This window comes from Halolamina sp. CBA1230, from assembly GCF_002025255.2.
Classification (GTDB): Archaea; Halobacteriota; Halobacteria; order Halobacteriales; family Haloferacaceae; genus Halolamina.
The window spans coordinates 1,247,686-1,274,174 of record NZ_CP054587.1 but is presented as its reverse complement, the minus strand read 5'-3'; the positions used below and the strand labels follow the sequence as shown (position 1 = coordinate 1,274,174).

The window sequence follows — 26,489 nt, the reverse complement described above, 5'->3', positions numbered from 1 at the left end:
CCGGTCGGGATCGAACTTTTCCCCGATCGGGAGACGAGACCCGGAAGAAGATGTCCCGTTCCAGAGTCGGTGAGGAGAACCCGCGCTGGAAAGGTGGTGTGTCGGTCAACTACGGAGCGGGTTGGACGACTGCACGATCCCGAGTACTGGAGCGCGACGAAGTATGCCAGCACTGCGGGCACGATGGGTCCGAACGACGGTTGGAGGTCCACCACATCGTCCCGTTCAGACTGTTCGACCAAGCTGAAGACGTACCAAAACCTGACGCTCACGACCCCGGGAACCTCGTTCTCCTCTGTCGGTCGTGCCATTGGAAGGCGGAACGAAGCGAGATCGAGTTCGAGTCCTCACTCGAACCGCCGGAGTGAACGACGAAAAGACAGATTTATGCCTTCGCCCCAGCCACGTTCGGATGCGCTCGGTTGGTGTAGTCCGGCCAATCATTTCGGCCTTTCGGCTGCGAAAGGAACGGCCTACGCAGGAAGAAAGCCGATGACCGGGGTTCAAATCCCCGACCGAGCATTCTACGAGGAACGACGTGACGAGTAGCGGCGCAGGGAGTGGGATTTGAGCAGACGAGTCGCGCACAGCGAACGCGAGCACGTCTCGTCGAGTTCAAATCCCCGACCGAGCATTTCTGTCGACGCCACTGTTCGAGCGGTGAGCACGCGAGACCTTCGATCTCGCTGGCAGCCGACGGCGACTGCCGTCGGCAACGAAGCGAACCGCGAGTCGGTGGCGACGAAACCGACCCCGAGCCGCTGCTACCGGGTCGCGACGCACTCGACAGAACACGCCCGGAAACGGTCGGAATCGACGGATTCGTTCGACTGCCTCTGACAGCCCCGACCGTCCCGGAACGCGGGTCGCAGGGACCGATCGTCCTCCCGCGACACCGACGAAGGCTCCCCTCCGGCGAACCGATGTCACGCTCGTGTGTATCGGCAGACGGAACGACGGGACGGACCCTCTTTACATCGATTCCCGACCCGTTCCAGCGACGGCGACGAGTGTCCCGACACCCGAGTGTTTCGTCAGCATCTGACGATCCGTGCAGGAGCTGATCACTCGCCGCGAACGGACAGCCATTAACCCCGGAAACGCGGAGGTTTCCACGAATGAGTCGATCGACTACGCGGCGGCTCGCGTCGCAGCTCCGGGCCGTCGCCGTCGTGAGCCGGCTGTCAGCGACGGTCGGCTACAACGTGGCCTCGGTGCTGCTCGCGGTCGGACTCGGCGTTCGCGTCGGCGGATGGCCGGGGGAAACGACACTCTGGATCGCGATGGGCTACGCCGGGGCGACGCTGATCGCGAAGTTCGGAGCGTCGGTCGCCGACGCGATCCACGACCGCGCGGTCGACGCCGCGAACCCCGAGAAGGACGTGATCGCGTCGGCAGTCGGGACGCTCGGCGTCCGTCGTGCGTGGTGGCTGCTCGGCGGCTACCTCCTCGCGGCGACCGTGCTGTACGTCGTCGTCGCCGCCGCGGCCGGCGGCTGGGTGCTCGCGACTGGCGCGGCGGTGATCGGGTTCGGGTTCACGTACTCCTACCCGCCGCGCTTCAAGGAGCGTGGCGTCTGGAACCACGTCGTCACGACCGGCGTCGACGCCGGCCTGCTCGTGCTGCCCGTCGCGGTGCTCGTCGGGGGAGAGGTCGCGCCGACGATCCTGGTCGCCGGCGTCGTCGTCGCCTGTTACAGCTTCGGCTACCACGTCCTCCATCAGGCGGCCGACGTCCACTTCGACCGGCAGGCCGGCGTCGAGACGTTCGCGACCGGGTTCGGCGTGGCCGACACGGTCGCGGTTGGGGCGATCGCGACCGCCGCGGCCACCGGGTTCACGCTCGCGCTCGGCTACCCGCTCGCGGCAGTCGTCTTCGGCGGCGTGACGGCGTTCTACGTCGACGTGTACTACTCGGTGCAGGAAACCGACCCGGCGTCGGCCTCGCGGGCGCTCGCCGAGCGGTTCAACATCGCGTGGGTGGCGACGCTGGCCAACGGGGCGCTCGCGGTCGCGATCTGGCGCCACGCTCTCAGCGTCTGGACCGCGCTGTCCTGATCGGTCACGGAGCGGAAACCGATTTACCGTCGGGCGCCGGAACAGGTAGTATGGCTACTGACGGCGTCGACGGACAGCGCGTCCGGGACGTCCTCCGCAAGCGGGGCGACGTGCTCGCCGCCCTCTCGACCGATCGACTCGACAAGCGCGACCTGGGCGAGGCGGTCGGCGTCTCCCGATCGACCGTGGATCGCGCGATCGCCGAACTGGTCGAGACGGGGCTGGTCCGGGAGGCCGACGGCGGGTTCGAGGCGACCCACGCCGGACAGCTCGCACTCGAAACCCACCGAGCGTACCGCGATGCGACCGACACGCTCGGCGCTGCGGAGCCGCTGCTCGCCGCCATCCCCGACGACGCCCCGATCAGCACCGACGTCCTCGACGACGGGACGGTGACGTACGCCGATCCGGCGCTCCCGGAGACGGCGCTGACGGAGGTGCTGTCGCGGCTGCCCGAGGCCGAGACGCTCCGGGGGTTCGCGCCGGTGGTGAAGACGAACTACGTCTCGATGCTCGAGGACGCCGTCGTCGAGGAGGGGCTCACCGTCGAGATCGTCGTGACGGCGGCGACGCTCGACTCGCTCGAGAACAGCGCTCCCGCGCGGGCGGAGATCGCCGAGTTCTTCGCGGCCGACGCGGTCGACGTGTTCGCGACCGAGGAGGAGCTCCCCTACGCGCTCTGGCTGCTGAACGGGCCGGATCTGGAACACGCGGGGATCACCGTCCACGAGGGCGGCGCCGTCGTCGGCGTGCTGAGCAACGACGACCCCGACGTGGTCGCGACCTACCGCGAGCAGTACGAGGCGATCCGCGACCGTGCGAGCCGGTTCGACGCCGACACGCTCGATCAGTAGCTCGCGGTAGCACGGCGCTCGGAGACCTCTCCGGTGGGCGATCCGGAGCGAGAGGCCTATCCACCTCCGCCGCCCAGCATCGAGCATGGGTCTCGACGATCTCCCGGAGCCCTGGACCGTCTGGACCGAACAGCGGGACGGCCGGGTCATCCTCGCCTACCGTCCGGACGTGTTCGACACCGAGTCGTTCCCGGCGCCCTGTCTGCCGACGATCTACGTCACCAACGGCTCGCGGGCGGACCGCCCCGGCGCGGGCCAGTACGCCACCGAGGAGTGGCACGCGACGCTGTTCGCAGAGCCGGAGATCGAACTCGCGAACGAGACGCGGGACGGCCGGGAGGCGGCGATCGACGCCGCGGTCGAGGTGGCCGAGCGGTTCGCGAACGGCGGGATCGACTACCGCGGGGCGTACCAGGAGCCCCGGGAGGCGTATCTCGCGGAACTGGACGAGCGGACCGGCCGGGGGGACTGACGCCGGGGCGAGAGCCTTAACCACGCGGCGGGGCTACCGTCACGTATGACCACCGTCACGCTCGTCGGCGCGCGCCTCGCCGACCCGGGCCAGGAGTTCGTCTACCAGGGGGAGGCGTCGGGCTGTGAGGGCTGTCCCTACCGGAGTCAGTGTCTCAACCTCGAGGCGGGGACCCGCTACGAGGTCACGGACGTCCGGGAGAACACGCAGGTGCTCGACTGTGCGGTCCACGACGAGGGCGTCCGGGCCGTCGAGGTCGAACCGACGTCGATCCCAGCGAACGTCCCCTCGAAATCCGCGTATTCGGGGAGTAAAGCCAAGCTGGCGGGGGAGTGCCCGCACTCGGACTGCCCCTCCCACCCGCTCTGTGTGCCGCTGGGGGCGGATTTCGACGAGGAGTACCAGATCCAAGAGGTCGAGGGTGAGCCGCCACACGAGACGTGTGAGTTGGATCGCGATCTGACGCAGGTGGAGCTGGCGCCGTCGGAGTAGTTCTGGGGATTCTGGGGTGGTTCTGTTGGAGGTGGAGCTTCGTTTGCGGTGAGTGGTCGAGACCGTTCGAGAACTGTGACCGTGAACGGTGCTGGGGAGTTCGGTGTTTCGACCGCGAACAGCAACAGCATCTCGTTCGTAGACCACTTGTGACCGCACTGCTCCGCACAGCCCTCGAACCTCCCCAGCCGACTCCTTCGGCTTCGCTACGCTCGCCTCAGTCGTCCCTCGCGCTGACTCGCACACGGAGGTGCTCGCGCTTCGCGCCGACAGCGACCGCGGTACGGTGGCGGTGGACGCCTCGCGGGCGCAACGGTCGCGCCCGCGGGGGGAGGGGTGGGGATTCCATGCTGTGCCGTCGACGAGAATCTTCGATTCTCGTCTGCCAATCAGAAATCTCTAATTTCTGATAACCGGGCCTCGTGCCCGGCACCCTGCGGTCGCAAGTGGTCTAGCCTCGAACTGCTGTTGCTGTCGCGGTGGCTGTCACCGTTACTGAGGGTCGAGATGCTGTCGCGGGCGCTGTCCTAGTTGCCGAAAACAGAAACGCTGCCACAGAAACGACTGAAGAAACAGACGAAGAAGTCGACCTACTCCAGCACCACCAGCACGTCGCCCATGTCGACGCTCTCGCCCTCCTCGACCAGCACCTGCGACACCGTCCCGCCGCGCTCGGCGTCGATGTCGTTCTCCATCTTCATCGCCTCGAGCACCGCCACGGTGTCGCCGGGAGCGACCTCGTCGCCCTCCTCGACCTCGACGGAGAGCACCGTCCCCTGCATGTCGACGGCGATGGACTCGCCGCCCTCCGGGACCTCCGGTTCGGCGCCGCCGCCCGAGCCACCGTCGTCGCTCCCACTGCTCCCGCCGGCGCCGGTCGGGCGGTCACCCCCGCCGCTGCTCGTCTCGGGTGTCGGGATGGCGGGCGCGCCCTCCTCCTCGAGTTCGACGTCGAAGCGCTTGCCGTTGACCTCGACGGTGAACTCCCGAGTGGTCGTCTCGCCGTCCTCCTCCTCGCCGGTGGACTCGGTGCCCCATCTCTCGACGGCCTCCTCGACGCGGGCCTGCTCGAGCTCCTCGTCGAGGTACTTCGTGGTGTGCGTGCCGGCGACGAACGCGTCGTCGTCGAGCATCAGCCGGTGGAACGGCGCGATGGTGACTACGCCTTCGATGTCGTACTCCCCGAACGCCCGCTTCGAACGCGCGAGACACTCCTCGCGGTCGCTCGCGTGGACGATCAGCTTCGCGATCATCGAGTCGTAGTCGGTCACCAGCTCGTCGCCCGCCGAGAGCGCGTCGTCCACCCGGACGCCGATGCCGTCCGGCGTGTCGTACGTGTCGAGCGTGCCGCCGCTTGCGGGCTGGAACTCCTGCTCGGGGTGCTCGGCGTTGATCCGGAACTCGATCGCGTGGCCCGAGAGGTCGACGTCGTCCTGGGAGAACGTCAGCTCCTCGCCGGCGGCGACCCGGAGCTGCCACTTCACGATGTCGATGCCCGTGAGCTCCTCCGTGACGGTGTGTTCGACCTGGATCCGCGTGTTGACTTCGAGGAAGTAGAAGTTCGCGTCCGGCCCGAGCAGCTCGCCGGCCTCGGCGTCGCGGTCCTCCTCCTCGACGAGGAACTCGAACGTCCCGGCGTTGTAGTAGCCGGCGGCGTCGGCGCCGCGGCGGGCGGCCTCGCCGATCTCCTCGCGGAGCTCGTCGGTGAGTGCGGGGCTCGGCCCCTCCTCGATCACCTTCTGGTGGCGGCGCTGGAGCGAGCAGTCACGCTCGCCGAGGTGTCGGACGTTGCCGTGTTCGTCGGCGAGGATCTGCACCTCGATATGCCGGGGGTTCTCGAGGTAGCGCTCGAGGTAGACGTTGTCGTTGTCGAAGTACGCCTCGCCCTCGCGTTTCGCGCTCTCGAACTGGTCTTCGGCCTCCTCGGGCCCCTCGACGATCTTCATCCCGCGACCGCCGCCGCCGCCCTCGGCCTTGATCGCGACGGGGTAGCCGTGCTCCTCGCCGAACTCCTTCACTTCCTCGGCGCTCTCGGCGGGGTCGGTCGTCCCGGGGACGATCGGCACGTCGGCCTCCCGCATCGTCTTCCGGGCTTTCGTCTTCTCGCCCAGCTGTTCCATCCCGTCCGCGGCGGGACCGACCCAGGTGATGTCGTCGTGGGCCTCGACCTTGCCCGCGAACCCGGCGTTCTCCGCGAGGAACCCGTAGCCGGGGTGGATCGCGTCGGCGCCGGCTTTCTCGGCGGCCCCGATCACGGCCTCGTGGTCGAGGTAGGAGTCGGCCGCGCGGGCGGGGCCGACGTTGTACGCCTCGTCGGCGTGGCGGACGTGGCCGCCGTGTTTGTCGGCCTCGGAGTAGACCGCGACGGTGTCGACGCCCAGTTCCTCGCAGGCGCGCATGACTCGCACCGCGATCTCACCGCGGTTCGCGACGAGCACCTTGTCGAACATTCTTGGAGGCTGTTCTCGCAGGTCCGACGTGATTCTGTCGGTCCGGGACGAGCGTGGATGGGATCAGTTGTCGTGCCCGTCGTCGTTCTCACCGCCGCCGTCGTCGTGTTCGTCGTCGTCGCGGCCCGCCAGTCCCGCGAGGTGGCCGGCGGTGGAGACGATCAGTTCGACACCCAGTGCGGCGGCGTTCTCGCTCCCCGGGAGACAGAACACGGGCACGCCGTCGCTGACGCCGGCGGTCGCCCGCGTCGCGACGACCATCGTGCCGATCTCCTCGTAGGAGCGCCGGCGGAACAGTTCGCCGAAGCCGGGCAGTTCCTTCCCCAGTAGGGGTTCCACGGCCTCGACGGTCACGTCGTCGGGGGTGACGCCCGTCCCGCCGGTGGTGATCACGGCGTCGGTGTCGTCGCGGTCGACGAAGCGCTGGACGGTGCCCTGGACTTTGTCGTAGTCGTCGGGCACGAGGTCGCGGGTGGTGATCTCGTGGTCGGCGTTCTCGAGGGCGGTGGTGATCTGGTCGCCCGCCGCGTCGTCGTCGAGCGAGCGGGAGGAGGAGACGGTGAGGACCGCGACGCCGAGATGCTCCTGGTCGTGGTGATGGTGGTCGTGGGTGCCGGGTTCGCCGTGTTCGTGCTCTGAGTGAGCGTCGTGTTCGTGGTTGTCGTTCGTCTCGTGGTCGTCGTGTGAGTGATCGTCGCTCATGTCCGTTCGTCGGGCCGGGGGCTACAAAACTTCGGTCGCTCTCTGTTCGTCGTGCTGTCCGCTGGCTTCGAATCATCCCGCACGACCCCCTCGGAGATTCGTGCGGTTCGCTTCGGTTCGCACTCCGTTGTCGTCCGAGAGAGCGGAGCGATCCCGTGATGTCGTCGAGAGCTATCGATACACCGTCTTGGCCCGCCAACACGGCCGCGCTATCGGCAAAACACCTTTGAGTAAGACGCACGTATTACGTTAATATGTCCGGAGCGACCACGAAAGGGGACGACGAGGATAGCATCGTCACGGTGAACTTCAAAGTCACCGAGTCCTTCCTCGACGAAATCGACGACGCATGGCAGGGACGCGGCTTCAACAGCCGAAGCGAGTTCATCCGTTACACGCTTCGGGACGCCATCGAACACCCGACGTTCGACCGCGACGAACTCGTCGCGCTCCTGGAGGCCGAAACGGACGTCCGCGAGGGGACGACGATGAGTGCCGAAGCAGCACGCGAGCAGTTCGGAACGGATGAGTGAGGAGGGATGGAGTTGGGAACTGGCATCGACGGCACGGGAGGACCTCGCCGCACTTTCGCCCGAGGAACAAGACCGGATTCTCGACAAACTCGACGAGATCGTCTCCTCGCCGTGGCGGGACCCGCCAGCGTACGGTGAACCACTCCGGAACAGCTCGTACAAGAAGATACGTATCGGGGAGTTCCGTCTCTCCGTGACGTTCCGGAACGACGGCCAGCGACTGATCGTCGCACGGATCAAACGCCGGGGCGGCGCGTACACCGCCGATGACTGAGTAGGCCGGTCGCTCCGGATGAACAACGGTCCAGGAGTCCACGCGACCAGCCACCGTTATGCCCTCCCCGCCACAATCGCCGCCCATGAAGGCAGTCCAGTTCCACGGCCACGGCGGCCACGACGTGATCGCCTACGAGGAAGTCCCCGAGGAGGACCCGGAATCCGACGAGGTCAAAATCGACGTGAAGGCTGCGGCGTTGAACCACCTCGGCATCTGGACCCGGCGGGGGATGCCCGGCGTCGACCTGGAGATGCCTCACACGCCCGGGAGCGACGCGGCGGGCGTCGTCGTCGAGACCGGCGAGGACGTCGAGCGCTTCGCGGTCGGCGACCACGTGGCCGTCTCGGCGGGCGTCGCCTGCGGGCGCTGTGAGTTCTGCCGCGACGGCGAGGAGTCGATGTGCGTGCGCTACCAGATCATCGGCGAACACCGCCCCGGCGTCCACGCCGAGTACGCCACCGTGCCGGCTGACAACCTCGTGCCCGTCCCGGAGGGTGTCGACTGGGAGGTCGCCGGCTCCGCCTCGCTCGTGTTCCAGACCGCGTGGCGGATGCTCGTGACCCGTGCGGACCTCCAGCCCACCGACTCGGTGCTCGTGCTCGGCGCCTCCGGCGGCGTGGGCCACGCGGCGGTCCAGATCGCGGACCACGTCGGCGGCGAGGTGTACGCCACCGCCTCCACCGAGGAGAAACTGGGGTACGCTGCGGACTGCGGCGCCGACCACGTGATCGACTACACCGAGAAGAACTACGCCGACGAGATCCGGGAACTCACGGGCAAACGCGGCGTCGACGTGGTGGTCGACCACGTCGCCGGCGAGTCCTGGACCGACTCGCTGGGCTCGCTCGCGAAAGGCGGGAAGCTGGTGACCTGCGGCGCGACCGCGGGCGGGCAGCCCCACACCAACGTCAACCGGATCTTCTGGAACCAGCTCTCGGTGCTGGGGTCGACGATGGCCACGCCGGGCGAGGTGGACGACGCGCTCTCGCTCGTCTGGGACGGGACGTTCGAACCCCGGATCCGGGAGGTCGTCCCCATGTCCGAGGCCGCACGCGGTCACGAGATGCTGGAGAACCGGGAGGGCTTTGGGAAGGTGGTGCTAAAGCCCGATAGTGAGCTCTGAGGACGACGGGTACACGCACACGCCCGGCGGCGTTGAGGGCGATTCGGTGGACGATCCCGACGAGCAGGCCGGCCCCAGCGGCACGCTGCTCGTCGTCGTCGTCGCGCTGGCGACGCTGGTGATTCCCGGGATCATCTACCTCTACCCGACGCTGCTCGCGGATCGCGTTCCGTTCCTGGTGGCGATGCTGGCGCTGCCGTTCGTCCCGGCGGTTTTGTTGGGGATCGTGGGCGTCTGGTCGATGAAGGAATGATCGCGTTCAGTCGCTGTTGTGTCCTGCGGTGCTGGTGTGTGTGCGCTCGCGTTCGTTGGTAACTGTAACGGCGACAGCAACGGCATCTCGAAGCATGACCACTTGTGACCGCAACCGCCCCGCACAGCCCACGAGCCTCCCCAACCGATTCGCTCACGTCCGTTCGCTCATCCCTCGCGCTGAGTCGCGACACAGGGTCGCGCTCGCTTCGCGCCGACAGCTACGGCGGTGCGGTGGCGGTGGACGCCTCGCGCTCGCCACGTTGGCGAGCGCGGGGGGAGGGGTGGGGACTCGGTGCTGTGTCGGGCCTCGTGCCCGACACCCTGCGGTCACAAGTGGCCATGCTTCGAGATGCTGTTCGCGGTCGCGGTTGCTGTCTCAGTTGCCAACGATCGAGCTGCTGTTCGCGGTCGCTGTCCAATCAGCGCTGAAAGAACTCGAACTGGGATTCTCACCCCCGCTTACCGCTCGAAGCCGACACGCCCGTCCGAAACAGTCTCACCCTCGTGATCACGACGCATCGCGATCTCGAACCACGGACACAACCGAAGCTGGCGGTACCACTCGGGGTGGTCGTACAGCAGGTCGTAATCCGCCCAGAGCAGCCCCTCGATCTCCTCGGTGTCGGGGTCGAGATCCGTATCGGTCAGCGTCACCTGCAGCACGGCACAGACCTCCCACTCCAGCCCCTCGCGCTCGTAGCGCCGTTTGTACTCGAAGCGGTCGGTCACTTCGAGGTCGTCGTACTGGTCGGGCGTGACGCCCAGCTCCTCCTCCAGTCGCTGCTTCGTCGCGTCGATCTGACTCTCCCCCTCGACGGGGTGGGAGGCGACGGTGCCGTCCCAGTGCGTGTCCCAGAGGCGCTTGTTCGACGCGCGCTGAGCCAGGAGAACCCGCCCGTCCTCGTCGAACACGAGCACGGTAAAGGCGCGGTGGCGCTGGCCCTCGCCCGTGTGGGCGTCGAGGCGGTTCGCGAGTCCGGTCGGCTCGTCGTCGCCGTCGACCGCGACCACGTCCTGCGCTGCGTTGGGGTGGGGATCGGTGCCCCCGCCCGCGTCGGCGTTTTCGGTGCTCATACGCCACCCATCGGCCACCGGGGGTAAGGTCGCTTCGATGCCGAACGACTCAGTCCGCCGGCTGCTCCCCCCGAGCCAGTCCCAGAACGACGGCGCCGACGAGCCCGGCGATCGACGAGTAGAGTACGCCCGCGTCGAACCAGAAAACCGGGCCGACGACGGCGTAGATCAGGGGGCCGAGAAGCGCAGCCGTCTTCGGCTGCCACGGCGCGCCGGAGACGAACTTCCAGAGCGCGAACGCGATCAGCGAGACGCCGACCGCGAGCGTCGGGACGCCGGCCGTCGGCGTCCACGCGAGGGCGGCCGCGCCGCCGCCGAGCACGGCGAGCAGCAGGTACCGGCCCTCACCGTTCCCGATCGGGATCCCGTCCATGCCACCGCAACGGACGGGCCGCCAGTAAGCGTTCGCTTCCGGACCGCCGTCAGGCCGCGACGCCGAGTTCCTCAAGCAGCGTGGTCGCCGCTGCGTGGGAGGAGCCCGGCCCTCGCGCGGTGACGAGGTCGCCGTCGACGGTGACGGAGGTGTCGGCGTCGAGTTCCGCGTCGAAGTTCGCGCCGGCGGTTTTCACCTCGTCCTCGACCCAGTAGGGGAGCTTCCGCCCCTCGAAGACGTCGCGCTCGTCGACGATGCCTTCCTCCCACTCGTTGGGGAAGCCGGTCACGTCGCGGCCCGCAGCGAGGACCTCGCCGTCGCCGTCGCGGGCGAACGCCAGGATCCCGACCGCGTGGCAGACGACCAGTGCCTTGCCGTCCTCGCCCTCGACGGCCGTTCGCAGGGCTGCACGGGCGTGTTTGTCCTGGTTGATGTCCCACTCCGTCCCGTGGCCGCCGGGGAACACGACCGCGTCGTAGCTCTCCGGTTCGGCGTCGGCGAGCGCGAGCGGGTCGTTCAGGCGCTCGTCGGTTTCGTGGATCTCACGGAGGCGGTCGGCTTCTTCTTCACCGATATCCTCGGGGTCGAGCGAGCGCTCGTCGACGACCGGCGGGCTCCCCGTCGGCGTCGCGACGGTCACGTCGACGCCCGCGTCGTCGAGTGTGGTCAGCGGGTCGATACACTCCTCGGCCCAGTAGCCTTCCTCGCTGACGACGAACAGCGCGTTGGTCATTGCAGTCGATAGTGGGGGATTCGCAGGGAAAAGCGCTACCGCCGTGGCACGTTCCCACGACGTCGCTCGGCCTCAGCTCCCCAGCCGTTCGTCCAGGATGAGCCGCGTCGTGCTCTCCTCGACCTCCTCCTGCTCGCGGGCGCGGGTGATGAGTTCGTTCACCGCGCGGGTGTCGACGCAGTCGACGATCAGCACGATGTCGTCCTCGCCGGAGACCTGCCAGACGAAGTCGACCTCGTCCCACTCCGCCAGCCGTTTCCCCACCTCGTCGGTGTTGACGTCCATCGCGACGGAGATCTCGATCATCGCCTTCACGTTGCCCGTCCGGGTGGTCACGGTGAACCGCTCGATCACGCCCTCCTCGACCATCCCCTCGACGCGGTTGCGCACCGTCCCCTCGCTGGTCCCCACCCGCTCGGCGATCTCGGTGTAGGGCGTCCGCGCGTCCCGCCGGAGGATGTTCAGGATCTCCCGATCCAGTTCGTCCATACAGCCCCCTGTGGCCCCTCCGTCATACCGGTTACGAATTTCGTAAGAATCCTTCGAACGACACAGTTATTAGCGATCGCGAGTACGTTTCTCGTAATGAGCGCGTACATCGCGCTGGCCGACGGTCGTGTCGTGGAGGGACGCTCGCGTGCCCCCGGCACGGGCCGGGGCGAGCTCGTCTTCACCACCGCCTACACCGGCTACGAGGAGAGCCTGACCGACCCCTCCTACGCCGAGCAGGTACTGACGTTCTCCTACCCGCTGATCGGGAACTACGGCGTCCGGGAGGAGCGCTTCGAGTCCGACTCCGTCAAACCGCGAGTCGCGATCGCGCGGGAGTTCACCGACGACGTGGCCGACTGGCTCGAGCGCGAGGGAGTCCCCGCGATCGACGCCGTCGACACGCGGGATCTGGTCACGTCGATCCGCGAGCAGGGAGCGATGCGCTGTGGCGTCGCCGCCGGCCCGGACGCGACGCCGGAGCAGGCCAAACAACAGCTCGAGCAGTGCGTCGGGATGAGCGACCACACGGACATCGGCGCGCAGGTCAGCGTCGGCGAGCCGCAGGTGTACGAGGGCAGCGGCGTCCGCGTCGCGCTACTGGACTGCGGCGCCAAGAAGTCGATCATCGACTCGCTGACCGCCCGGAACGCCGAGGTGCACGTCCTCCCGTATGACTCGACGCCCGAGGAAGTGGCTGAGGTGGAGCCGGACCTGGTGTTCGTCTCGAACGGGCCGGGCGACCCGGCGAACTTCGTCGCCGCCGGCGAGGTGGTCGACGCGTTCGCGGGCGACGTCCCAATCGCGGGGATCTGTCTGGGCCAGCAGGTCGTCGCCCGCGCGCTGGGCGGCGAGACCGAGAAGATGGAGTTCGGCCACCGCGGCCTGAACCAGCCGGTGCGCGACCTCGAGACCGACCGCGTGATCATGACGACCCAGAACCACGGGTACAGCGTCGCCGACCCCGGCGAACTCGCGGTCACGCAGGTCAACGTCAACGACGACACCGCCGAGGGGCTGAAAGGCGTCGATATCGACGTGATCACGCGCCAGTACCACCCCGAGGCCAACCCCGGCCCGCACGACTCGCTCGAGTTCTTCGACGACGTGCTCGAGATGGCCGAGAGCCGCGCGCCCGCGGTCGCCTCCGACTGAGCACTCGGGGCGCGTCCGGATCCCGTCGCTATCGGGACGACTCGGTCAAACGTTCTTCAGGATACGTTTTAGTCACTCTCGGCCCTACCTGTGGGTATGGCTGCCACTGTCCCCGACGGCTACGTCGCGGTCGCCGACGAATCGACGCTCCGCGAGGCGGGCCGGACCGTCGCGAGCGCCGACGGCACCCCCGTCGTCGTGTTCCACCACGAGGGCGAGTTCCGCGCGGTCAACAACCGCTGTCCGCACATGGGGTTCCCCCTCTCGGAGGGGAGCGTCGACGAGGGCGTGCTGACCTGCGAGTGGCACCACGCGCGGTTCGAACTCTCCTGTGGCGACACGTTCGACCCGTGGGCCGACGACGTGGAGAGCTACCCCGTCAGAGTGGTCGACGGCACCGTCTACGTCGATCCCGACCCGCAGCGTGACGAACCGCCGGCGGTCCACTGGGCCGAGCGACTGGAGGACGGGCTGGAGCAGAACCTCAGACTCGTGCTCGCGAAATCCGCGATCGGGCTGCTCCGGGCCGACGTCGACCCCGTGGAGCCGTTCGAGACGGCGGTCGTCTTCGGCACCAAGTACCGCGAGGGCGGGTGGAGCTCCGGGCTGACCATCCTGACGGCGCTGCTGAACCGGCTGCCCGACCTCGACGAGGACGACCGCGAGCGCGCGCTCTACCAGGGGCTCGCGCAGGTGGCGAGCGACTGCGCCGACCAGCCGCCGAAGTTCGACCAGGAGGCGTTCGAGGCGACGGACGTGCCGTTCTCGCGGCTGAAGTCGTGGTTCCGGGAGAACGTCGAGGTGCGTGACGCCGACGGTGCCGAGCGCGTGCTGCGGACCGCCGTCGCCGCCGACTGCACGCCCGAACAGCTGACCGAGATGCTGACGGCGGCGGCGACGGACCACCGCTACCTGGACACCGGCCACCGCTTCGACCACCTGAACAAGGCGACCGAGGCGCTGGACCACGTCGGCTGGGACCATCCCGAAACGGCGGACGTGCTGGCGTCGCTGGTGCGCGGGCTGGCGACCGCCGAGCGCAGCGAGGAGCTCTCCTCGTGGCGCCAGCCCGACGACCTCGCGGGCCGCAGCGCGGAGTCGTTCGACCGACTGGACGAGATGGTCGCCGCGGGCGAGGGGCAGGAGTGGGTCGAACCAGAGGACTTCATCGACCGCCTCCACAGCGAGGAGCCCGAGACGGTGTACGCCGCACTGGACGACGCGATCCGCGGCGGTGCGACCGTCGAGCAGTTGGCGCGTGCGGTGACGTTCGCGGCGGGCAAGCGCGTCGCGGGGTTCTCGACGGCCAACGAGTTCAGCGACTGGAACACGGTCCACCACACGTTCACGTACGCGAACGCGGTCCACCGCGCGGCCCAGCGCGCGCCCACGACCGAACTGTACCGCGGGGTGTACGACGCGGCGACGAACGTCTACCTCGACCGCTTCCTCAACACGCCGCCGGCGCCCGAGCCGTCGGTCGAGGAGGGCGCCGACCCCGACGAGGAGCTCGAAGAACTGCTGCACTGCTTCGAGATGGAGGGCGAGGTGAACGCCGCCGGGACCCACGCCGCGAACTACCTCGACGCCGGCGGCGACCCCGAGCGCCTGAAGGCCGAACTCGGCGGCGCGCTGCTCCGGGAGGATACGGGGTTCCACACGTTCCAGGCGCTCGAAGCCGGCCTCCGGCAGTTCGACCTGCGCGACGACCCCGCGGAGCGTCGCGTGCTCGCGACGGCGGTCGCGCGCTACCTCGCGGCGCACTACCCCACCCGGCGGGAGCGCGAGCAGACGTACTCCATCGCGTCGCGGCTCCACCGCGGGGAGCGTATTCACGAGGAGAGCGGTGAGGCGGAGGCAGCAGCCGACGACTGAGAGGGCGTCAGCGGCTACCCACCTGTTTCGGCCCACACAAGCTTTTTCACCGGCGTTCACGTCGTTTACGTATGAGCTACGACGCGGTCGTGTTCGACAACGACGGCGTTCTGGTGGACACCACCGACTACGACGTGCTGCAGGAGGCCGCTTGGCGTGCGTTCGAGGAGGCCGGGGTCGACGACCCCGACCCCGAGCACGTCGAGTCGGTCGTCGTCGGTGTGACGCCGGAGTCGCTGTCGGACGTCTGCGAGCGGTACGGTCTCTCGGTCGAGGAGTTCTGGCGGGTGCGGGATCGCGCGTCCCACGAGGCCCAGCGCGAGCACGTTCACGCCGGCGGGAAACAGCTGTTCGACGACGTGTCGACGCTGTCGAACCTGGAGCTCCCGATGGGTGTCGTGAGTTCGAACCAGCAGGAGACGGTCGACTTCCTGCTCGACCACCACGGCGTCTCGGGGCTGTTCGACACCGCCTACGGCCGGCAGCCGACGATCGCGGACCTCCGGCGCAGGAAGCCCGACCCCCACTTCATCGAGAAGGCGCTGTCGGATCTCGACGCCGAGGACGCGCTGTACGTCGGGGATCGGGAGAGCGACATCACGGCGGCGGTCAACGCCGGCGTCGAGTCGGCCTTTATCCGTCGGCCACACCGTCGGGATCACGAGCTGTCTGTGCAGCCGGATCACGTGGTGGAGGATCTGCACGACGTGCGGGCGCTCTGTCGGTAGTTCTTCTCGGACGTTCGCGTTTCCGGAGGCGTCGACGAGGGAGCGACTGCTGTCTCTCTGTCGGGTGGTCGCGACTGTGGACAGATCGTCGAGCGTGGGAACAGCGACCGCGACAGCATCTCGGGGCTAGGAGCGACGGAGCGTCGTGAAGTCGGTCGAGCCCGCAGCGACCGCGACAGCGTCGAGCGTGGGAACAGTGACCGCGACAGCAACAGCATCTCGAGGCTAGACCACTTGCGACCGCACCGCTCCGCGGCCTCAGACCTCCCCATCCGACTCGTTCGCTCCTTTCAGTCGCTCACTCGTCCCTCGCGCTGACGTGCGCCACGAGGGCGCACGCGCTTCGCGCCGACCGCGACCGCGGTGCTGTGGCGGTGGACGCGAGGGCTCGCCACTGATCGGCGAGCCCGTGGGGAGGATGAGGGGAAGACTATCGCGGTGCTGTGCGGTCGCGGTTGCGGTACAAGTGGTCATGCTTCGAGATGCTGTTGCTGTCGCGGTAGCCACGTACCGTCGCAGTTCCAGCAGCCACGTACCGTCGCGAATCCACCAACCACTCACACACGAAATCGGCGGAAGCGTTAGACCCGTCCAACCCCAACAACACCCATGAGCGAGCCAGACACCAAAACGAACAGATCCGACGAGGAGTGGCGCGAACAGCTCTCCGAGGAGGAGTACGAGGTGCTCCGGGAGCGCGGCACCGAGGCGCGGTTCAGCGGCGAGCACGTCGACCGCGACGACGACGGCGTCTACCGCTGCAAAGCCTGCGGCGAGACCCTGTTCGACTCCGAGACGAAGTTCGACGCCGGCTGTGGGTGGCCCAGCTTCTACGCCGCCGAGAACGACGCCGTCGAGACCCGCGAGGACGACCGCCACGGGATGACCCGGATCGAGGTCGTCTGCGCCAACTGCGAGAGCCACCTCGGTCACGTGTTCGATGACGGACCGCAGCCGACCGGGAAGCGGTTCTGTATCAACTCGGTCGCCCTCGATTTCGACGAGGAGGAGTAACACCACGGGAAGCTTTTTTACAAAACCGGTCTCGCCTCACGGTATGTCCGCCAGCCGAGCAACCTCGCTCCGCGCCTCTCTCGGCACGCTGCTGGGACGCCCGACAGCCGTCGAACTGGGCGCCGTCGTCGCGCTCCTCGTCGGCGTCTCCGCCTACACGGTCGCGGTCGACGCGGCGCTCGACCCGTACTTCCTCGACAGCGACACTGCCCTCCTCCTCGTCCGGAGCGCGCTCGTCCTGGCCGGGATGGGCGTTCTCACCGCCGGCTACGCGACGTGGCGGGGGTACTCGCTCCCGGTGTCCGTGCCCGAACAGGACGACAGACGGTCCGTCGCCGCTGCCGTCGCCGGGACGGCCCTTCTCGCCCTGCTGCCGTTCTCCCTCCTCGCGTCGCAGACGGGCACCGGCGTCGCCCACGTCGTCTCGACGGTCGCCGATCCCGGCGGCGTCTTCACCGTCCGGACGCTGATCCGCCTCTCGCTGTTCGTGCCGGGGATGGTCCTGCTGTACCACGGGATCGTGCAGGGCGCGCTCCGGCACGCGTTCGACGACCATCGGCGCCTCACCGTCGCCGTGACGACGCTGTTCGGCGGCTACCTGGCGGCGCCGACCACCGTCACGTACGGCAGCTTCGCCGGCGGCCCGTGGCTGTCGCTCTGGGGTGACCGCGCCGCGGTCGCGGTCCTGTTCGTCCTCGCGCTGGGCGTCGCCGTCGCCGCGAACCGGCGGGTCGACGACGACCGACTGCACGCGCTGGCGAGGCTCCCCGTCCTGGCGGCGCTCGCGCTCGCGGTTCTCGTCGTCGCCGTCGCGGCTGACTCCCTAGGGGGCGCGCTCGTGGTGGTGACCCGGGCGGCGGTGATCGGGGTCGCGGCCGTCGCGTACGACGCCGCCGACTCGCTGCTCGTCCCGGGGGCCGTCTACGCGACGTTCGCCGTCGTGAGCAGCGTGCTCTACGTCGCGACGCTCGCTGCGGCCTTCGGCGGCTGAATCGGCGCCCAGTCCGACCACCAATCGCACCACAACAGTCATTCCGTCGGCGCGTCCCCTGCGAGTATGGTCGAGGCGAACCTCGTCCTCACGGCGGGGATCTTCCTGACGGCGCTTTCGCTGGGGGGCCTGCTCGCGCTCCGGGTGGGCCAGTCGGTCATCCCCGCGTACATCGTCGTCGGGATCCTGCTCGGCCCGTACGCACCCTCAGTCGGCGGCGTCTCGCTCACCCTGGTCGAGTCCACGGAGATCGTCCGCCTGCTGGCGGATCTCGGCGTCGTGCTGCTGCTCTTCTTCGTCGGGATGGAGCTCAGCCTCGCGTCGCTGATCCGCAAACGCTCGCAGTTCCTCGGCGCCGGCGCGATCGACGTGGCCGTCAGCTTCCCGCTGGGGATCGTCGTCGGCCTCGCCTTCGGCTTCTCGCTCGTGGAATCGCTGTTCGTCGGTCTGATCACGTTCAACTCCTCGACGGTGATCATCGCGAAGTCGCTGATCGACCTGGAGTGGATCGCCGACCCCGAGAGCGAGGCGATCCTGGGCGTGATCGTGATCGAGGACGTGCTGACCGCCGCCGCGTTCGCGGTCCTCTCGGCGGTGCTGCTCGGCGGTGCCGACGTGGCCTCCCTCGGCCGAACGCTCGGGGGGGCGACGCTCGTGCTGGTCGCGCTCACCCTCCTCGCGTACTACGGGAGCGAGTGGGTCGACCGCGCGTTCGACGTGCGCTCGAGCGAACTGTTCCTGCTCGCCGTGCTCGGCGCGACGGCGCTCGTCTCCGGCTTCGGCCTCGCTGCGGGCGTCAGCGACGCCATCGTCGCCTTCCTCGTCGGCGCGGCGTTCGGCCAGACCTCCCACACCGACCGGATCCAGGACCTGCTCGCGCCCAGTCGCGACCTGTTCGCGGCGGTGTTCTTCTTCGTCGTCGGCCTCGGCACCGACCCCCGGGTGGTGGTCTCGGTCGCCGGGCTCGTGGTCGCCGCCGCGGCCGTGACCGTGGCGGGCCAGATCCTCAGCGGCTACGCCGCCGGGCGGCGCTGGGGGCTCTCGGTGGCGGGCGCGTCGAAGATGGGCGCCGCGCTGGTGCCCCGCGGGGAGTTCTCGCTGGTGATCGCCGCGTTCCTCCTGACCGCGGGGACGACCCCGGCACTCAGTGAGACGATCCCGGCGTTCACCGTCGGGTACGTCCTGCTGACGAGCGTGCTCGGAACAGTGCTGATGCGGAACGCGGGGCTGATAGAGCGCGTTGCTGTGCGGTTCTCTCCGGCTTCCGAGGATCAGTCCTGAACGCGGTCTTTCAGCGCCGCCTGCTCCTCGTGGGTGCCGATCGCGACCAGCAGGTCGCCGCCGGCGAGTTCGAAGTCGGCGTCGGGGTTCGACACCGTCTCGCTGCCGCGTTGGACGGCGATCACCGTCGCGCCGGTCTCGCCTTTGATCTCGCTCTCCGCGAGCGTCGTCCCGTCGAGCGCCGACCCCTCGCCTACTTCGACCCACTCGATGATCGCGTCGCCCAGCGGCACCGAGAGCTCGTCGACGTTCACCGACTCGAAGTAGGCGCCCTCCAGTATCGAGCCGAGCTTGTTCGCCTCCTCGCTGTTCAGGTTGAGCAGCTTCTCCCCGCCGGCGTCGCGGTCGGCGCGGCGGTACAGCTCACACCGCCCGTCGTGGTGGACGACCACCGACGCGACCCCGCCGGCGTCGAGTTCGAGGTCGAACTTCCGGCCGACGCCGGGGAGGTCGGTCTCGTAGACGGTCATACGCCCCCTGATACGGCGAGGGGAATAACGGTATGGGTGGTCCTCGAGGACTCTGTCAGGGAAGGTACCGAACGCTGACGACACCCGGCTCCGAGCGGATCTCTACCCGGTTCACGCCGAGGCGGGCCGCGCGCCCGAGCGTCGCCTCACGGTCCTCGAACACGTCCTCGACGGCCGCGTCGGTCTCCTCCTCGGACACGCTGATCACGTGGATCTCGCCGATCCCGGCGCGTTCCTCCTTGGTGAGCTCGCCGACGGACTGCTCGGCGGCGATCTCGCGCTCCTGTTTCGTCGGCGGCTCGCGGCTCTCGCTGATCGAGAGCGACCGCCGCTCCTCTATCTCGACCAGTTCGGCGGTGACCTCCAGGGGCGGCTCGGGGGCGACGACCCCCTCGACGGCGTCGTCCACGGAGAGCCCGGGGTTCGAGGAGAGCGTGTGGACCTGCCCGCGCTCGACGTCCCGCAGTACTGCGCTGTCGTCGTCGGCGTGCGTGACGAGGAACGTGCCCTCGACTGCGTCGTCGATCTCGGCGTCGCTCATACCCTCTCTGGGCGCCGGAGCCCTTTCCGGATTTCGCCCGCGACCCGTGGATCAGCGTCGCCAGCGGTGGATCGCGAGGATCAGCGCCGCGGCCGTGGTCGGGATCAGGGGTGACGCGGCCGCGGGGAGCGCGTACAGCGCGGCGACGACGGGGGCAAACAGGCCCGACGGCTCGGGCCGGGAGATCGTCTCGCCGTCGAGGGTGAACGTCTCGGGCATCGACGCCACGAGGCCGAGGTACAGCGAGAGGAGGAACAGGTACCCCCCGACCGCCAGCAGGGGTTCGTAGTTCCGCGACGGTCCAGCACCGCCGTCAGCGGAGTCGCGACGGCGAGTGCGCGCCGCCAACAGCACGGGGCCGACGACGGGCAGCACCGCCAGCAGGCCCAGCAGCGCGATGAACGACCGCGAGAGCGTGAAGCTCCCGCCGCGGGCGCCGGCGGTCTGGCCGAACACGACGACGACCGCGAGCACGCAGATCAGCGAAAGCAGCAGCGTCGCGAGGCCGGCGACGAGCACGTACGACCGGAACAGCCACGAGTCGCTCCGCCGGAACGCGTAGGGGAAGGCGCCGAGGATCCCGCCGTAGTCGTCCGCCATTACCGGGGGTTGTGGGTGGGCGGAGTTAAACGCCGCGAGGCGGCGCCGTCACACCTGCGGCTCGAGCGCCGAAAGCGCCGACCCCGACTCGATCGCTTCCGCCAACTCGACGGTCGCCCGGCCGAGCAGGCTCAGTCGCGCCCGGATCTCGTCGTCGGCGACAGCGCCGTCCGCGAACGCTTCGCTGTCGGCGTACACGCCGCTGCCGACGGTGTGCGCGCCGAAGAAGGCGAACAACGGGCGGAGCTGTTCGTCGATCGCGAGGTAGTGGCTGCGTGTCGCGCCCGTCGCGACCAGCCCCACGGCGGCGCCTTCGAGGGGGGCCACGTCGCCCTGCCACTGACCGCGAGGGACCATGTCGAGGAGGTTCTTCAACGGCCCCGGGTAGCTGGCGCGGTAGACGGGCGTTCCCACCACGTAGGCGTCCGCGTCGACGATCTTTCCGAGCGCCGCGGCGGTGTCGCCCTCGTAGGCGTCGATGCCGCGGCCGTCGGCGGTCGCGAGGTCGTACTCGCCGAGGTGGAGCACGTCCGTCTCGACCGCCTCGTCGGTCCCGTCGAGCGCGGCCTCGACCGCCGCGCGGGTCTTGGAGTCCGCCGACTGGCTGCCGGCGATGCCGAGCAGGCGCACGCTACTCACCGGCCACCTCCGCGCCGGCGACGCGTTTGGTCCCCTCGTCGGTGTCGACCTCGCCCTCGATCGGGTCGGCCTCGCGGACGGCGGGGATGATCTCCTCGCCGAAGCGTTCGAGTTCCTCGTCGTAGTGGAGGAACCCCGTCAGCACGATGTCGACACCGATGGCGTCGAGCTTCCGGATGCGCTCGACGATCTGGTCTTCGGTGCCGATGAGCCCGGTCTTGAACCCGTCGTTGTACTGGACGAGGTCGCTCAGGTCGGAGTCGGCCCACATCCCCTCGCCCTCGGGGGAGTCCTGGCCGGCGTGTTCGACCTGCTCTTTGAACGCCTCGACGGCGTCGTCGGTGGCGTGCTCGATGATGTTCTCCAGTTCCTGCTCGGCTGCTCGCTCGGTCTCGCGTTCGATCACGAACGCGTTGGCCGCGAACTCGGGCGGTTCGGTGCCGAACGCCTCGGCGTACCCCTCCACGTCCTCGACGATCGCTTCGAGCTCGTCGAGGCTGCCGCCGTTCATGAACAGCACGTCCGAGTGTCTGGCGGCCATCTTCCGGGCCGCCTGCGAGTTACCGCCCTGGAACAGCCGCGGGTACGGCTCCTGTTTCGGCAGGGGTTTGCTCGGCACGCCGTCGAACCCGTTCACGTCGTGGCCGTACTGGTAGAACCGGCCGTCGAACTCGAAGGGGCCCTCCGTCCAGAGCCCTTTCAGCACCTGCAGGAACTCTTCGCTGCGGGCGTAGCGCTCGTCGTGGTCGAGCCACTGCTTCCCGAACCCGGTGTACTCGTCTTTGAACCAGCCGCTGACGACGTTGAGCGAGAAGCGCCCGTCGCTGATGCGGTCGGCGGTGGCGACGAAGTTCGCGACCGGGCCGGGCTCCCAGAGCCCCGGGTGGACGGCGCCGATCAGGTGGAGCTCCTCGGTTTCGGCGGCCAGCGCGTTGGCGACCGACAGCGCCTCCAGTTGCTTGTTCGCGCCGTAGCTCCCGAAGAAGCGGGCCTGTGCGAGCCCGTAGTCGAACCCGACCGACTCGGCGGTGCGGGCCAGATCGCGGTTGTACTCGTAGCTCCAGTCGGTGTCCATCGGCCAGTCGGTCGTCACCAGCCCCCCGCTGACGTTGGGGATCCAGTAGGCGAACTCGGTGTCCATACGCTCGCTTCCGGGCCGTTGGGCAAGAACGAGGGGGTCCGGGCGAACGCGAGGGCTTTCCGGGACGCGGTGACTCGCCACATCCGTCGCGACCGACGCGGACGAGCGGCTGAGACCGACGATGACGCCATCTCGGCGGCGGAGGCGGTGCGTTCGGCTCGCGAGCCGGCCGTTGCCCGTCGCGGTAGATATTGCCGGCACCTCGGTGGCCGTCTGTTCGTCCACCGGCAACGCTTTTGCCGCCACGCGGCCGTGATTCGGCAACGAATGGTCTCGCTCCCGGACTCGATCTCCGACCTCTCCCGTCGCCATCGACTGGTAGCCTACTACATCGTGGGGCTGGTGGCGATGGTCCTGTTCATCACGGTCGTCTACTTCTACGGGATGCGCACGCTGGAGGGCGAGGGCGCGGAGTACACGATCTTCAACGCGTTGACGACGGTCGTCGAGACGATGACGACCACGGGGTACGGCGCCGACTCGCCGTGGGACCACCCGCTGATGAACGTCTTCATGGTGCTCATCCAGTTGGGCGGCATCGCGGTCGGCTTCTTCACGCTCCGGCTGGTGGTGATCCCGCTGTTCAACGAGGCGGAGGTCGACCTCGATAGCCGGCTCTCACCCAAGAAGGATCACGTGATCATCTGTGAGTACAGCCGTGACTCCGCCGTTCTGCTGGACGAGCTCCGGGAGCTCGACATCGACTACGTGCTGCTCTCCTCCGACGAGGAGAACGCGAAGGACCTGGCCGACGACGGCTACGCCGTGATCCACGGCTCGCCACAGGACGCCGAGGCGTTCGAGCGGGCGAGCATCGGCGACGCGCGGGCGGTGATCACCGACGCCGACGACGCCAACGTCAACACGATCCTGACGGTGCGCTCGCTCCGGGAGGATATCGACCTGATCGCGCTGACCGACGACAGCGACATGGCGGACGTGCTGCGCTCGACTGGCGCCGATACGGTGCTCTCGCCCCACGGCGTGCTCGGCCACCGGCTCGCGGAGAAGGCCGTCGAGTCGTTCACCGCCGAGATCCGTGACACGGTCGAACTCGGCGGCGACATCGAGGTGGCGGAGGTGCCGGTCGCCCACGGCAGCCCGCTGGTCGGTAAGCGTATCCGCGACTCGGAGGTGCGCGAGGAGACCGGCGCCAACATCATCGGTGCGTGGATCGACGGCGAACTCCAGCTGCCGCCCGACCCCGGGGCGGTGATCCGGGACAACACCGTCCTGCTGGTCTCGGGTCGGCCGGAGAGCCTCGAGAAGCTGAGCGAGTACACCCGGCGGGCGCGGACGTTCCGCCAGCACGACCGTATCGTGATCGCCGGCTTCGGCGAGGTGGGAGAGGCAGCCCAGGAGACGATCCGGGAGGCCGAGATCGACACCGTCACGATCGACAGGGTCGAGCGCGACGGGGTGGACGTGGTCGGCGACGCGAGCACGCGGGAGACGCTCCGGGAGGCGGGCGTCTCCGACGCCGACGCGGTGGTCGTCGGCCTGCCGGACGACTCGAAAGCGTTGCTGGCAGCGGTACTCGCCCAGGAGATGAACCCCGACGTCGAGATCCTGATCCGCGTCAGCGCCGCCGACGCGACCGGGAAGGCGCTCTCTGCGGGCGCGGACTACGTGCTCTCGGTGCCGCGGGTCAGCGCGCGCATGATCGCGAAGGAGCTCCGCGGCGAGGATATCCTCGACCCCGGCGGGCAGATCCGGCTGATCCGCGTGCCCGCGACCCCCTTCGCCGGTTCGACGATCGCCGAGTCCGGGATCGCGGAGAACACTGGCTGTCGCGTCGTCGCCGTCGAGAGCGAGGACGGGGAGACGACGGTCGTCGACCCTCAGCAGGAGCTGTCGGGGAACGAGGAGCTCACGCTCGTCGGCACCGACGAGGCGGTCCAGCAGTTCCTGAAGCGGTACGACGTGACGCCGGCGGGCAACGGCGATCTGCGGTAGCGGCTAGAGGTAGGACCGGAGCTGTTCGACGGCGCGGTCGAGCGGTTCGTCGCGGACCCGGCAGACGTAGTCGGTCAGCAGGTTCGGCGTCGGCGAGGTGACTGCGTGGGGGAGGATCGAACTGTCACGCGGTGCGCTCCGGTGGCGGAAATCGCCCGGGTCGAACGGGACTCGGTGCTCGTACCACGTTCGAGTCGTCATCCCCATCGCGACGTACTGCTCCCCGTCGAACGGGTGTCGCTCGGAGTTGACGATCACCCACGGTCGGGTCGCGTCGTCGTCGGTTTTGAACGGGTCGGGCGCGAGGACGACGTGTCCCCGTTCGAGGTCGTCGAACGCGGGTGCCGTCACGCGTCGTCCTCGTCGGCTCTCTTTGTCGACGAGCCGTCGTCCTCGCCGCCTCCCTGTGCCGGCGAGCCGTCGTCCTCGCCCGCGGCCAACCACTCCTCACGGCTCTCCGGACCGTACTCCTCGTCGAGGAACGCCGTCGTGGAGTGAAACGCCGCGGCGTCCCTGATCGCTTCGGGATCGGCGGCCCAGTACGGCTGGCGGTGGCGGACGAGTCCCCGCGACTTGAGCCGGTTCAACACCGGGTGGATGGAGTTCTGGTCGACGCCCGTCGCCTCGGCGATCTCGCTCGCCCGGTACGCCTGGTCACGGTTCCGAGCGAGAAAGCGGACGACACGCTCCCCGTTCGTCCCGTCACGGGCGCCGTCGTCCTCGTCGAACTCGTCGATACTGATCGGCACAGTTGGCCGTACGGACCGCGAGTGTATGAATGTATGCCTGTATTTCTGTATCCGCTACTCCGCTCGCGGGAACTCCCCGATCGTGTCCTCGCGGAACGCCTCCTCGTCGAACTCGTACTCCCCGTCGAGGAACTCGACGATCGTGTGGGTGTCCCGCATCGCGTTCTTCAGGCAGGTCGAGGCGCCCGGCGAGGGCGTGACGTTGAAGATCACGTCGTTGCCGACGATCTTGGCCTCGCCCATGTCCAGGGACTTCTTCTCGGTGTCGACGATCTGGGGACGGACGCCGCCGTACCCCTCCGCCCGTTCGATGTCCTCGAGTTCGACGCTGGGGACGACCTTCTGGACGTGCGGGAGGAACTGCCGGGGGCCGACCTCCGGCACGTCGTAGACGAGGTTCCGCAGCACGTACGGGAGCAGGGTGCGGTCGGCGAGGATGTTGGCGTAGCTCATGAACGAGGCGGCGTTGAGCCCGAACACGTCGAGGAAGTCACCCACCGTGGAGATGCGGCCGCGCTCGAGCGTCGGCACCAGCTTGGCGGTCGGGCCGAAGCGGGTGATGCTCCCGTCGTGGACGTCGGCGTCGCCGTGGATCGCGGCGAAGGGGAGCTTCTTCATCTGGAGCGTGTACACCTTCCCGTTCAGCAGGTCGTCCGCGAGGAAGAAGCTGCCCGCGACCGGTAGCAGCGCCTTGTTCTGGCCGTACCCCAGCTCCTGGGCGACCTGGAGGCTGTGTGAGCCCGCGGCGACGACGGTCGCGTCGGCGTCGAACGTGCCGGCGCCGGCCGTCTCGATCGTGTGGCTATCGGGCTTGGGCGTGATCTCCGTGACTTCCGTGTCCGTGAACACGTCGACGCTCGTCTCGTCCGCGACGGCGTCGACGAACGACTTGGCGGTCGCGCCGTAGTCGACGACGTAGCCGTCGGGCGTCTGGAGCGCGAGCATCTCGGTGTCGGGGTCCCGCCCCTCGACGACTTTGGGTTCGAGTTCGGCGATCTCCTCGCGACCGATGGGCTGGAGCTTCGGGAACAGCTCGCCGAACCCCTCGGCCTCGTAGCGCTGTTCGAGGCTCTCGACTTCCTCGCGGCCGACGCCGAGCACCATCTTGCTGCGCTTTGCGTGCATCTCGCGGTCGGGGTCGTGGTTCTCCAGATAGCCCGCGAGCAGTTCGGCGCCCTCCTTGACCTCCTCGGCCTTCTCGAGGGTGTAGTTGGTCTCGATGTCGCCGAAGTGGAGCGTCTGGGAGTTGTTGGTGTGGTGCGTGTTGATCGCGCCGATCTGTGACTCCTTCTCGATCAGCGCGATCGAGTCGACGTCGGTGAACTTCGCGGTCGTGTAGAGCAGCGACGCGCCGCTGATGCCGCCGCCGACGATAACGAGGTCGTACTGTTCGGACATGTAGGCGTTACTCGCACGCTCGGGCTCCCCATTGATAACGGGCGTTCTTTCGTCGCCGAGTTCGACG

General features: G+C 68.5%; 30 protein-coding genes and 1 tRNA gene. 17 read left to right on the top strand and 14 right to left on the bottom strand.

The window, feature by feature from the left end; all coding sequences use genetic code 11:
* The first annotated feature begins 50 nt into the window (after positions 1–50).
* From B4589_RS18485 to B4589_RS06490, 6 genes are all read left to right on the top strand, one after another.
* Positions 51–368 carry an HNH endonuclease gene (locus tag B4589_RS18485; RefSeq protein WP_079233504.1) on the top strand — a complete coding sequence of 106 codons (318 nt, stop codon included), beginning with the start codon at positions 51–53 and terminating at the stop codon, positions 366–368.
* Positions 369–416: 48 nt separating this feature from the next.
* Positions 417–522: transfer RNA gene (locus B4589_RS06510), tRNA-Glu, on the top strand.
* A gap of 596 nt (positions 523–1,118) precedes the next feature.
* The gene (locus B4589_RS06505; protein WP_079233502.1) at positions 1,119–2,057 is read left to right on the top strand and encodes a UbiA family prenyltransferase; all 939 of its coding nucleotides are present in this window, start codon (positions 1,119–1,121) and stop codon (positions 2,055–2,057) included.
* 50 nt (positions 2,058–2,107) lie between these two features.
* Entirely contained in the window at positions 2,108–2,911 is an 804-nt protein-coding gene (locus B4589_RS06500; RefSeq protein WP_079233501.1) for a winged helix-turn-helix domain-containing protein, read from the top strand.
* 85 nt (positions 2,912–2,996) lie between these two features.
* Complete coding sequence (locus B4589_RS06495; RefSeq protein WP_079233500.1) at positions 2,997–3,383, top strand: DUF5820 family protein; 387 nt, start codon at positions 2,997–2,999, stop codon at positions 3,381–3,383.
* Positions 3,384–3,428: 45 nt separating this feature from the next.
* A complete protein-coding gene (locus tag B4589_RS06490) occupies positions 3,429–3,875 on the top strand; it encodes a UPF0179 family protein (RefSeq protein ID WP_079233499.1) in 447 nt (148 codons plus the stop codon).
* Positions 3,876–4,465: 590 nt separating this feature from the next.
* On the opposite strand, the gene B4589_RS06485 is transcribed toward B4589_RS06490, so the two are convergent.
* On the bottom strand, positions 4,466–6,325 hold the full coding sequence (locus tag B4589_RS06485) for an acetyl-CoA carboxylase biotin carboxylase subunit (RefSeq protein WP_079233498.1): 1,860 nt from the start codon (positions 6,323–6,325) through the stop codon (positions 4,466–4,468).
* Positions 6,326–6,388: 63 nt separating this feature from the next.
* Positions 6,389–7,027, bottom strand: coding sequence for a molybdenum cofactor biosynthesis protein B (locus tag B4589_RS06480; protein ID WP_079233497.1), 639 nt, complete (start codon positions 7,025–7,027; stop codon positions 6,389–6,391).
* Positions 7,028–7,281: 254 nt separating this feature from the next.
* On the opposite strand from B4589_RS06480, the gene B4589_RS06475 reads away from it, so the two are divergent.
* From B4589_RS06475 to B4589_RS06460, 4 genes are all read left to right on the top strand, one after another.
* Positions 7,282–7,560 (top strand): ribbon-helix-helix domain-containing protein, encoded by a 279-nt coding sequence (locus B4589_RS06475; RefSeq protein ID WP_079233496.1) that lies wholly within the window; start codon positions 7,282–7,284, stop codon positions 7,558–7,560.
* Complete coding sequence (locus tag B4589_RS06470) at positions 7,553–7,834, top strand: type II toxin-antitoxin system RelE/ParE family toxin (RefSeq protein WP_079233495.1); 282 nt, start codon at positions 7,553–7,555, stop codon at positions 7,832–7,834. The genes B4589_RS06475 and B4589_RS06470 overlap by 8 nt, the downstream gene beginning before the upstream one ends.
* A gap of 85 nt (positions 7,835–7,919) precedes the next feature.
* Complete coding sequence (locus tag B4589_RS06465) at positions 7,920–8,960, top strand: zinc-binding dehydrogenase (RefSeq protein WP_079233494.1); 1,041 nt, start codon at positions 7,920–7,922, stop codon at positions 8,958–8,960.
* Complete coding sequence (locus B4589_RS06460) at positions 8,950–9,213, top strand: hypothetical protein (RefSeq protein ID WP_079233493.1); 264 nt, start codon at positions 8,950–8,952, stop codon at positions 9,211–9,213. The genes B4589_RS06465 and B4589_RS06460 overlap by 11 nt, the downstream gene beginning before the upstream one ends.
* 461 nt (positions 9,214–9,674) lie before the next feature.
* Here the strand turns inward: B4589_RS06460 and B4589_RS06455 are convergent, their stop codons facing one another.
* The 4 genes from B4589_RS06455 to B4589_RS06440 form a co-directional block, all read right to left on the bottom strand.
* Positions 9,675–10,289 carry an NUDIX domain-containing protein gene (locus B4589_RS06455; RefSeq protein ID WP_079233492.1) on the bottom strand — a complete coding sequence of 205 codons (615 nt, stop codon included), beginning with the start codon at positions 10,287–10,289 and terminating at the stop codon, positions 9,675–9,677.
* 49 nt (positions 10,290–10,338) lie between these two features.
* Positions 10,339–10,662, bottom strand: coding sequence for a hypothetical protein (locus B4589_RS06450; protein ID WP_079233491.1), 324 nt, complete (start codon positions 10,660–10,662; stop codon positions 10,339–10,341).
* Positions 10,663–10,711: 49 nt separating this feature from the next.
* Positions 10,712–11,395: a type 1 glutamine amidotransferase domain-containing protein gene (locus B4589_RS06445; protein ID WP_079233490.1), complete on the bottom strand. Its 684-nt coding sequence runs from the start codon at positions 11,393–11,395 to the stop codon at positions 10,712–10,714.
* 72 nt (positions 11,396–11,467) lie between these two features.
* Positions 11,468–11,884, bottom strand: a complete 417-nt coding sequence (locus B4589_RS06440; protein WP_079233489.1) for an Lrp/AsnC family transcriptional regulator — start codon at positions 11,882–11,884, stop codon at positions 11,468–11,470.
* A 96-nt stretch (positions 11,885–11,980) separates the two neighbouring features.
* Between B4589_RS06440 and carA the strand changes: the two genes are divergently transcribed.
* The 6 genes from carA (at position 11,981) to B4589_RS06410 (ending at position 18,928) form a co-directional block, all read left to right on the top strand.
* Positions 11,981–13,039, top strand: a complete 1,059-nt coding sequence (carA, locus tag B4589_RS06435; RefSeq protein WP_079233488.1) for a glutamine-hydrolyzing carbamoyl-phosphate synthase small subunit — start codon at positions 11,981–11,983, stop codon at positions 13,037–13,039.
* A 96-nt stretch (positions 13,040–13,135) separates the two neighbouring features.
* Complete coding sequence (locus B4589_RS06430) at positions 13,136–14,914, top strand: Rieske (2Fe-2S) protein (RefSeq protein ID WP_079233487.1); 1,779 nt, start codon at positions 13,136–13,138, stop codon at positions 14,912–14,914.
* Positions 14,915–14,985: 71 nt separating this feature from the next.
* The gene (locus B4589_RS06425) at positions 14,986–15,642 is read left to right on the top strand and encodes an HAD family hydrolase (protein WP_079233486.1); all 657 of its coding nucleotides are present in this window, start codon (positions 14,986–14,988) and stop codon (positions 15,640–15,642) included.
* Positions 15,643–16,251: 609 nt separating this feature from the next.
* A complete protein-coding gene (gene msrB / locus B4589_RS06420) occupies positions 16,252–16,656 on the top strand; it encodes a peptide-methionine (R)-S-oxide reductase MsrB (RefSeq protein ID WP_079233485.1) in 405 nt (134 codons plus the stop codon).
* 43 nt (positions 16,657–16,699) lie between these two features.
* Positions 16,700–17,647, top strand: a complete 948-nt coding sequence (locus B4589_RS06415) for a hypothetical protein (protein ID WP_079233484.1) — start codon at positions 16,700–16,702, stop codon at positions 17,645–17,647.
* A gap of 66 nt (positions 17,648–17,713) precedes the next feature.
* The gene (locus tag B4589_RS06410; RefSeq protein ID WP_079233483.1) at positions 17,714–18,928 is read left to right on the top strand and encodes a cation:proton antiporter; all 1,215 of its coding nucleotides are present in this window, start codon (positions 17,714–17,716) and stop codon (positions 18,926–18,928) included.
* On the opposite strand, the gene B4589_RS06405 is transcribed toward B4589_RS06410, so the two are convergent.
* Genes B4589_RS06405 through sfnG form a run of 5 tightly spaced genes read right to left on the bottom strand, consistent with a single transcriptional unit; the run spans position 18,919 to position 22,319 of the window.
* A complete protein-coding gene (locus B4589_RS06405; RefSeq protein WP_079233482.1) occupies positions 18,919–19,398 on the bottom strand; it encodes a cation:proton antiporter regulatory subunit in 480 nt (159 codons plus the stop codon). The two genes, B4589_RS06410 and B4589_RS06405, sit on opposite strands and share 10 nt — an antisense overlap.
* 55 nt (positions 19,399–19,453) lie before the next feature.
* The gene (locus tag B4589_RS06400) at positions 19,454–19,939 is read right to left on the bottom strand and encodes a DUF5812 family protein (RefSeq protein ID WP_394353849.1); all 486 of its coding nucleotides are present in this window, start codon (positions 19,937–19,939) and stop codon (positions 19,454–19,456) included.
* 51 nt (positions 19,940–19,990) lie between these two features.
* Positions 19,991–20,539 (bottom strand): hypothetical protein, encoded by a 549-nt coding sequence (locus tag B4589_RS06395; RefSeq protein ID WP_079233481.1) that lies wholly within the window; start codon positions 20,537–20,539, stop codon positions 19,991–19,993.
* A gap of 48 nt (positions 20,540–20,587) precedes the next feature.
* Entirely contained in the window at positions 20,588–21,178 is a 591-nt protein-coding gene (locus B4589_RS06390; protein ID WP_079233480.1) for an NADPH-dependent FMN reductase, read from the bottom strand.
* Positions 21,171–22,319, bottom strand: a complete 1,149-nt coding sequence (sfnG, locus tag B4589_RS06385; protein ID WP_079233479.1) for a dimethylsulfone monooxygenase SfnG — start codon at positions 22,317–22,319, stop codon at positions 21,171–21,173. The genes B4589_RS06390 and sfnG overlap by 8 nt, the downstream gene beginning before the upstream one ends.
* Before the next feature lie 267 nt (positions 22,320–22,586).
* On the opposite strand from sfnG, the gene B4589_RS06380 reads away from it, so the two are divergent.
* Positions 22,587–24,275, top strand: a complete 1,689-nt coding sequence (locus B4589_RS06380) for a TrkA family potassium uptake protein (RefSeq protein WP_079233478.1) — start codon at positions 22,587–22,589, stop codon at positions 24,273–24,275.
* Positions 24,276–24,278: 3 nt separating this feature from the next.
* Here B4589_RS06380 and B4589_RS06375 read toward each other — a convergent pair whose 3' ends face one another.
* Genes B4589_RS06375 through B4589_RS06365 form a run of 3 tightly spaced genes read right to left on the bottom strand, consistent with a single transcriptional unit; the run spans position 24,279 to position 26,422 of the window.
* A complete protein-coding gene (locus B4589_RS06375; protein ID WP_079233477.1) occupies positions 24,279–24,626 on the bottom strand; it encodes a hypothetical protein in 348 nt (115 codons plus the stop codon).
* Complete coding sequence (locus B4589_RS06370; RefSeq protein ID WP_079233476.1) at positions 24,623–25,024, bottom strand: helix-turn-helix domain-containing protein; 402 nt, start codon at positions 25,022–25,024, stop codon at positions 24,623–24,625. The genes B4589_RS06375 and B4589_RS06370 overlap by 4 nt, the downstream gene beginning before the upstream one ends.
* A 54-nt stretch (positions 25,025–25,078) precedes the next feature.
* Positions 25,079–26,422: an FAD-dependent oxidoreductase gene (locus B4589_RS06365; protein WP_079233475.1), complete on the bottom strand. Its 1,344-nt coding sequence runs from the start codon at positions 26,420–26,422 to the stop codon at positions 25,079–25,081.
* Positions 26,423–26,489: the final 67 nt, after the last annotated feature.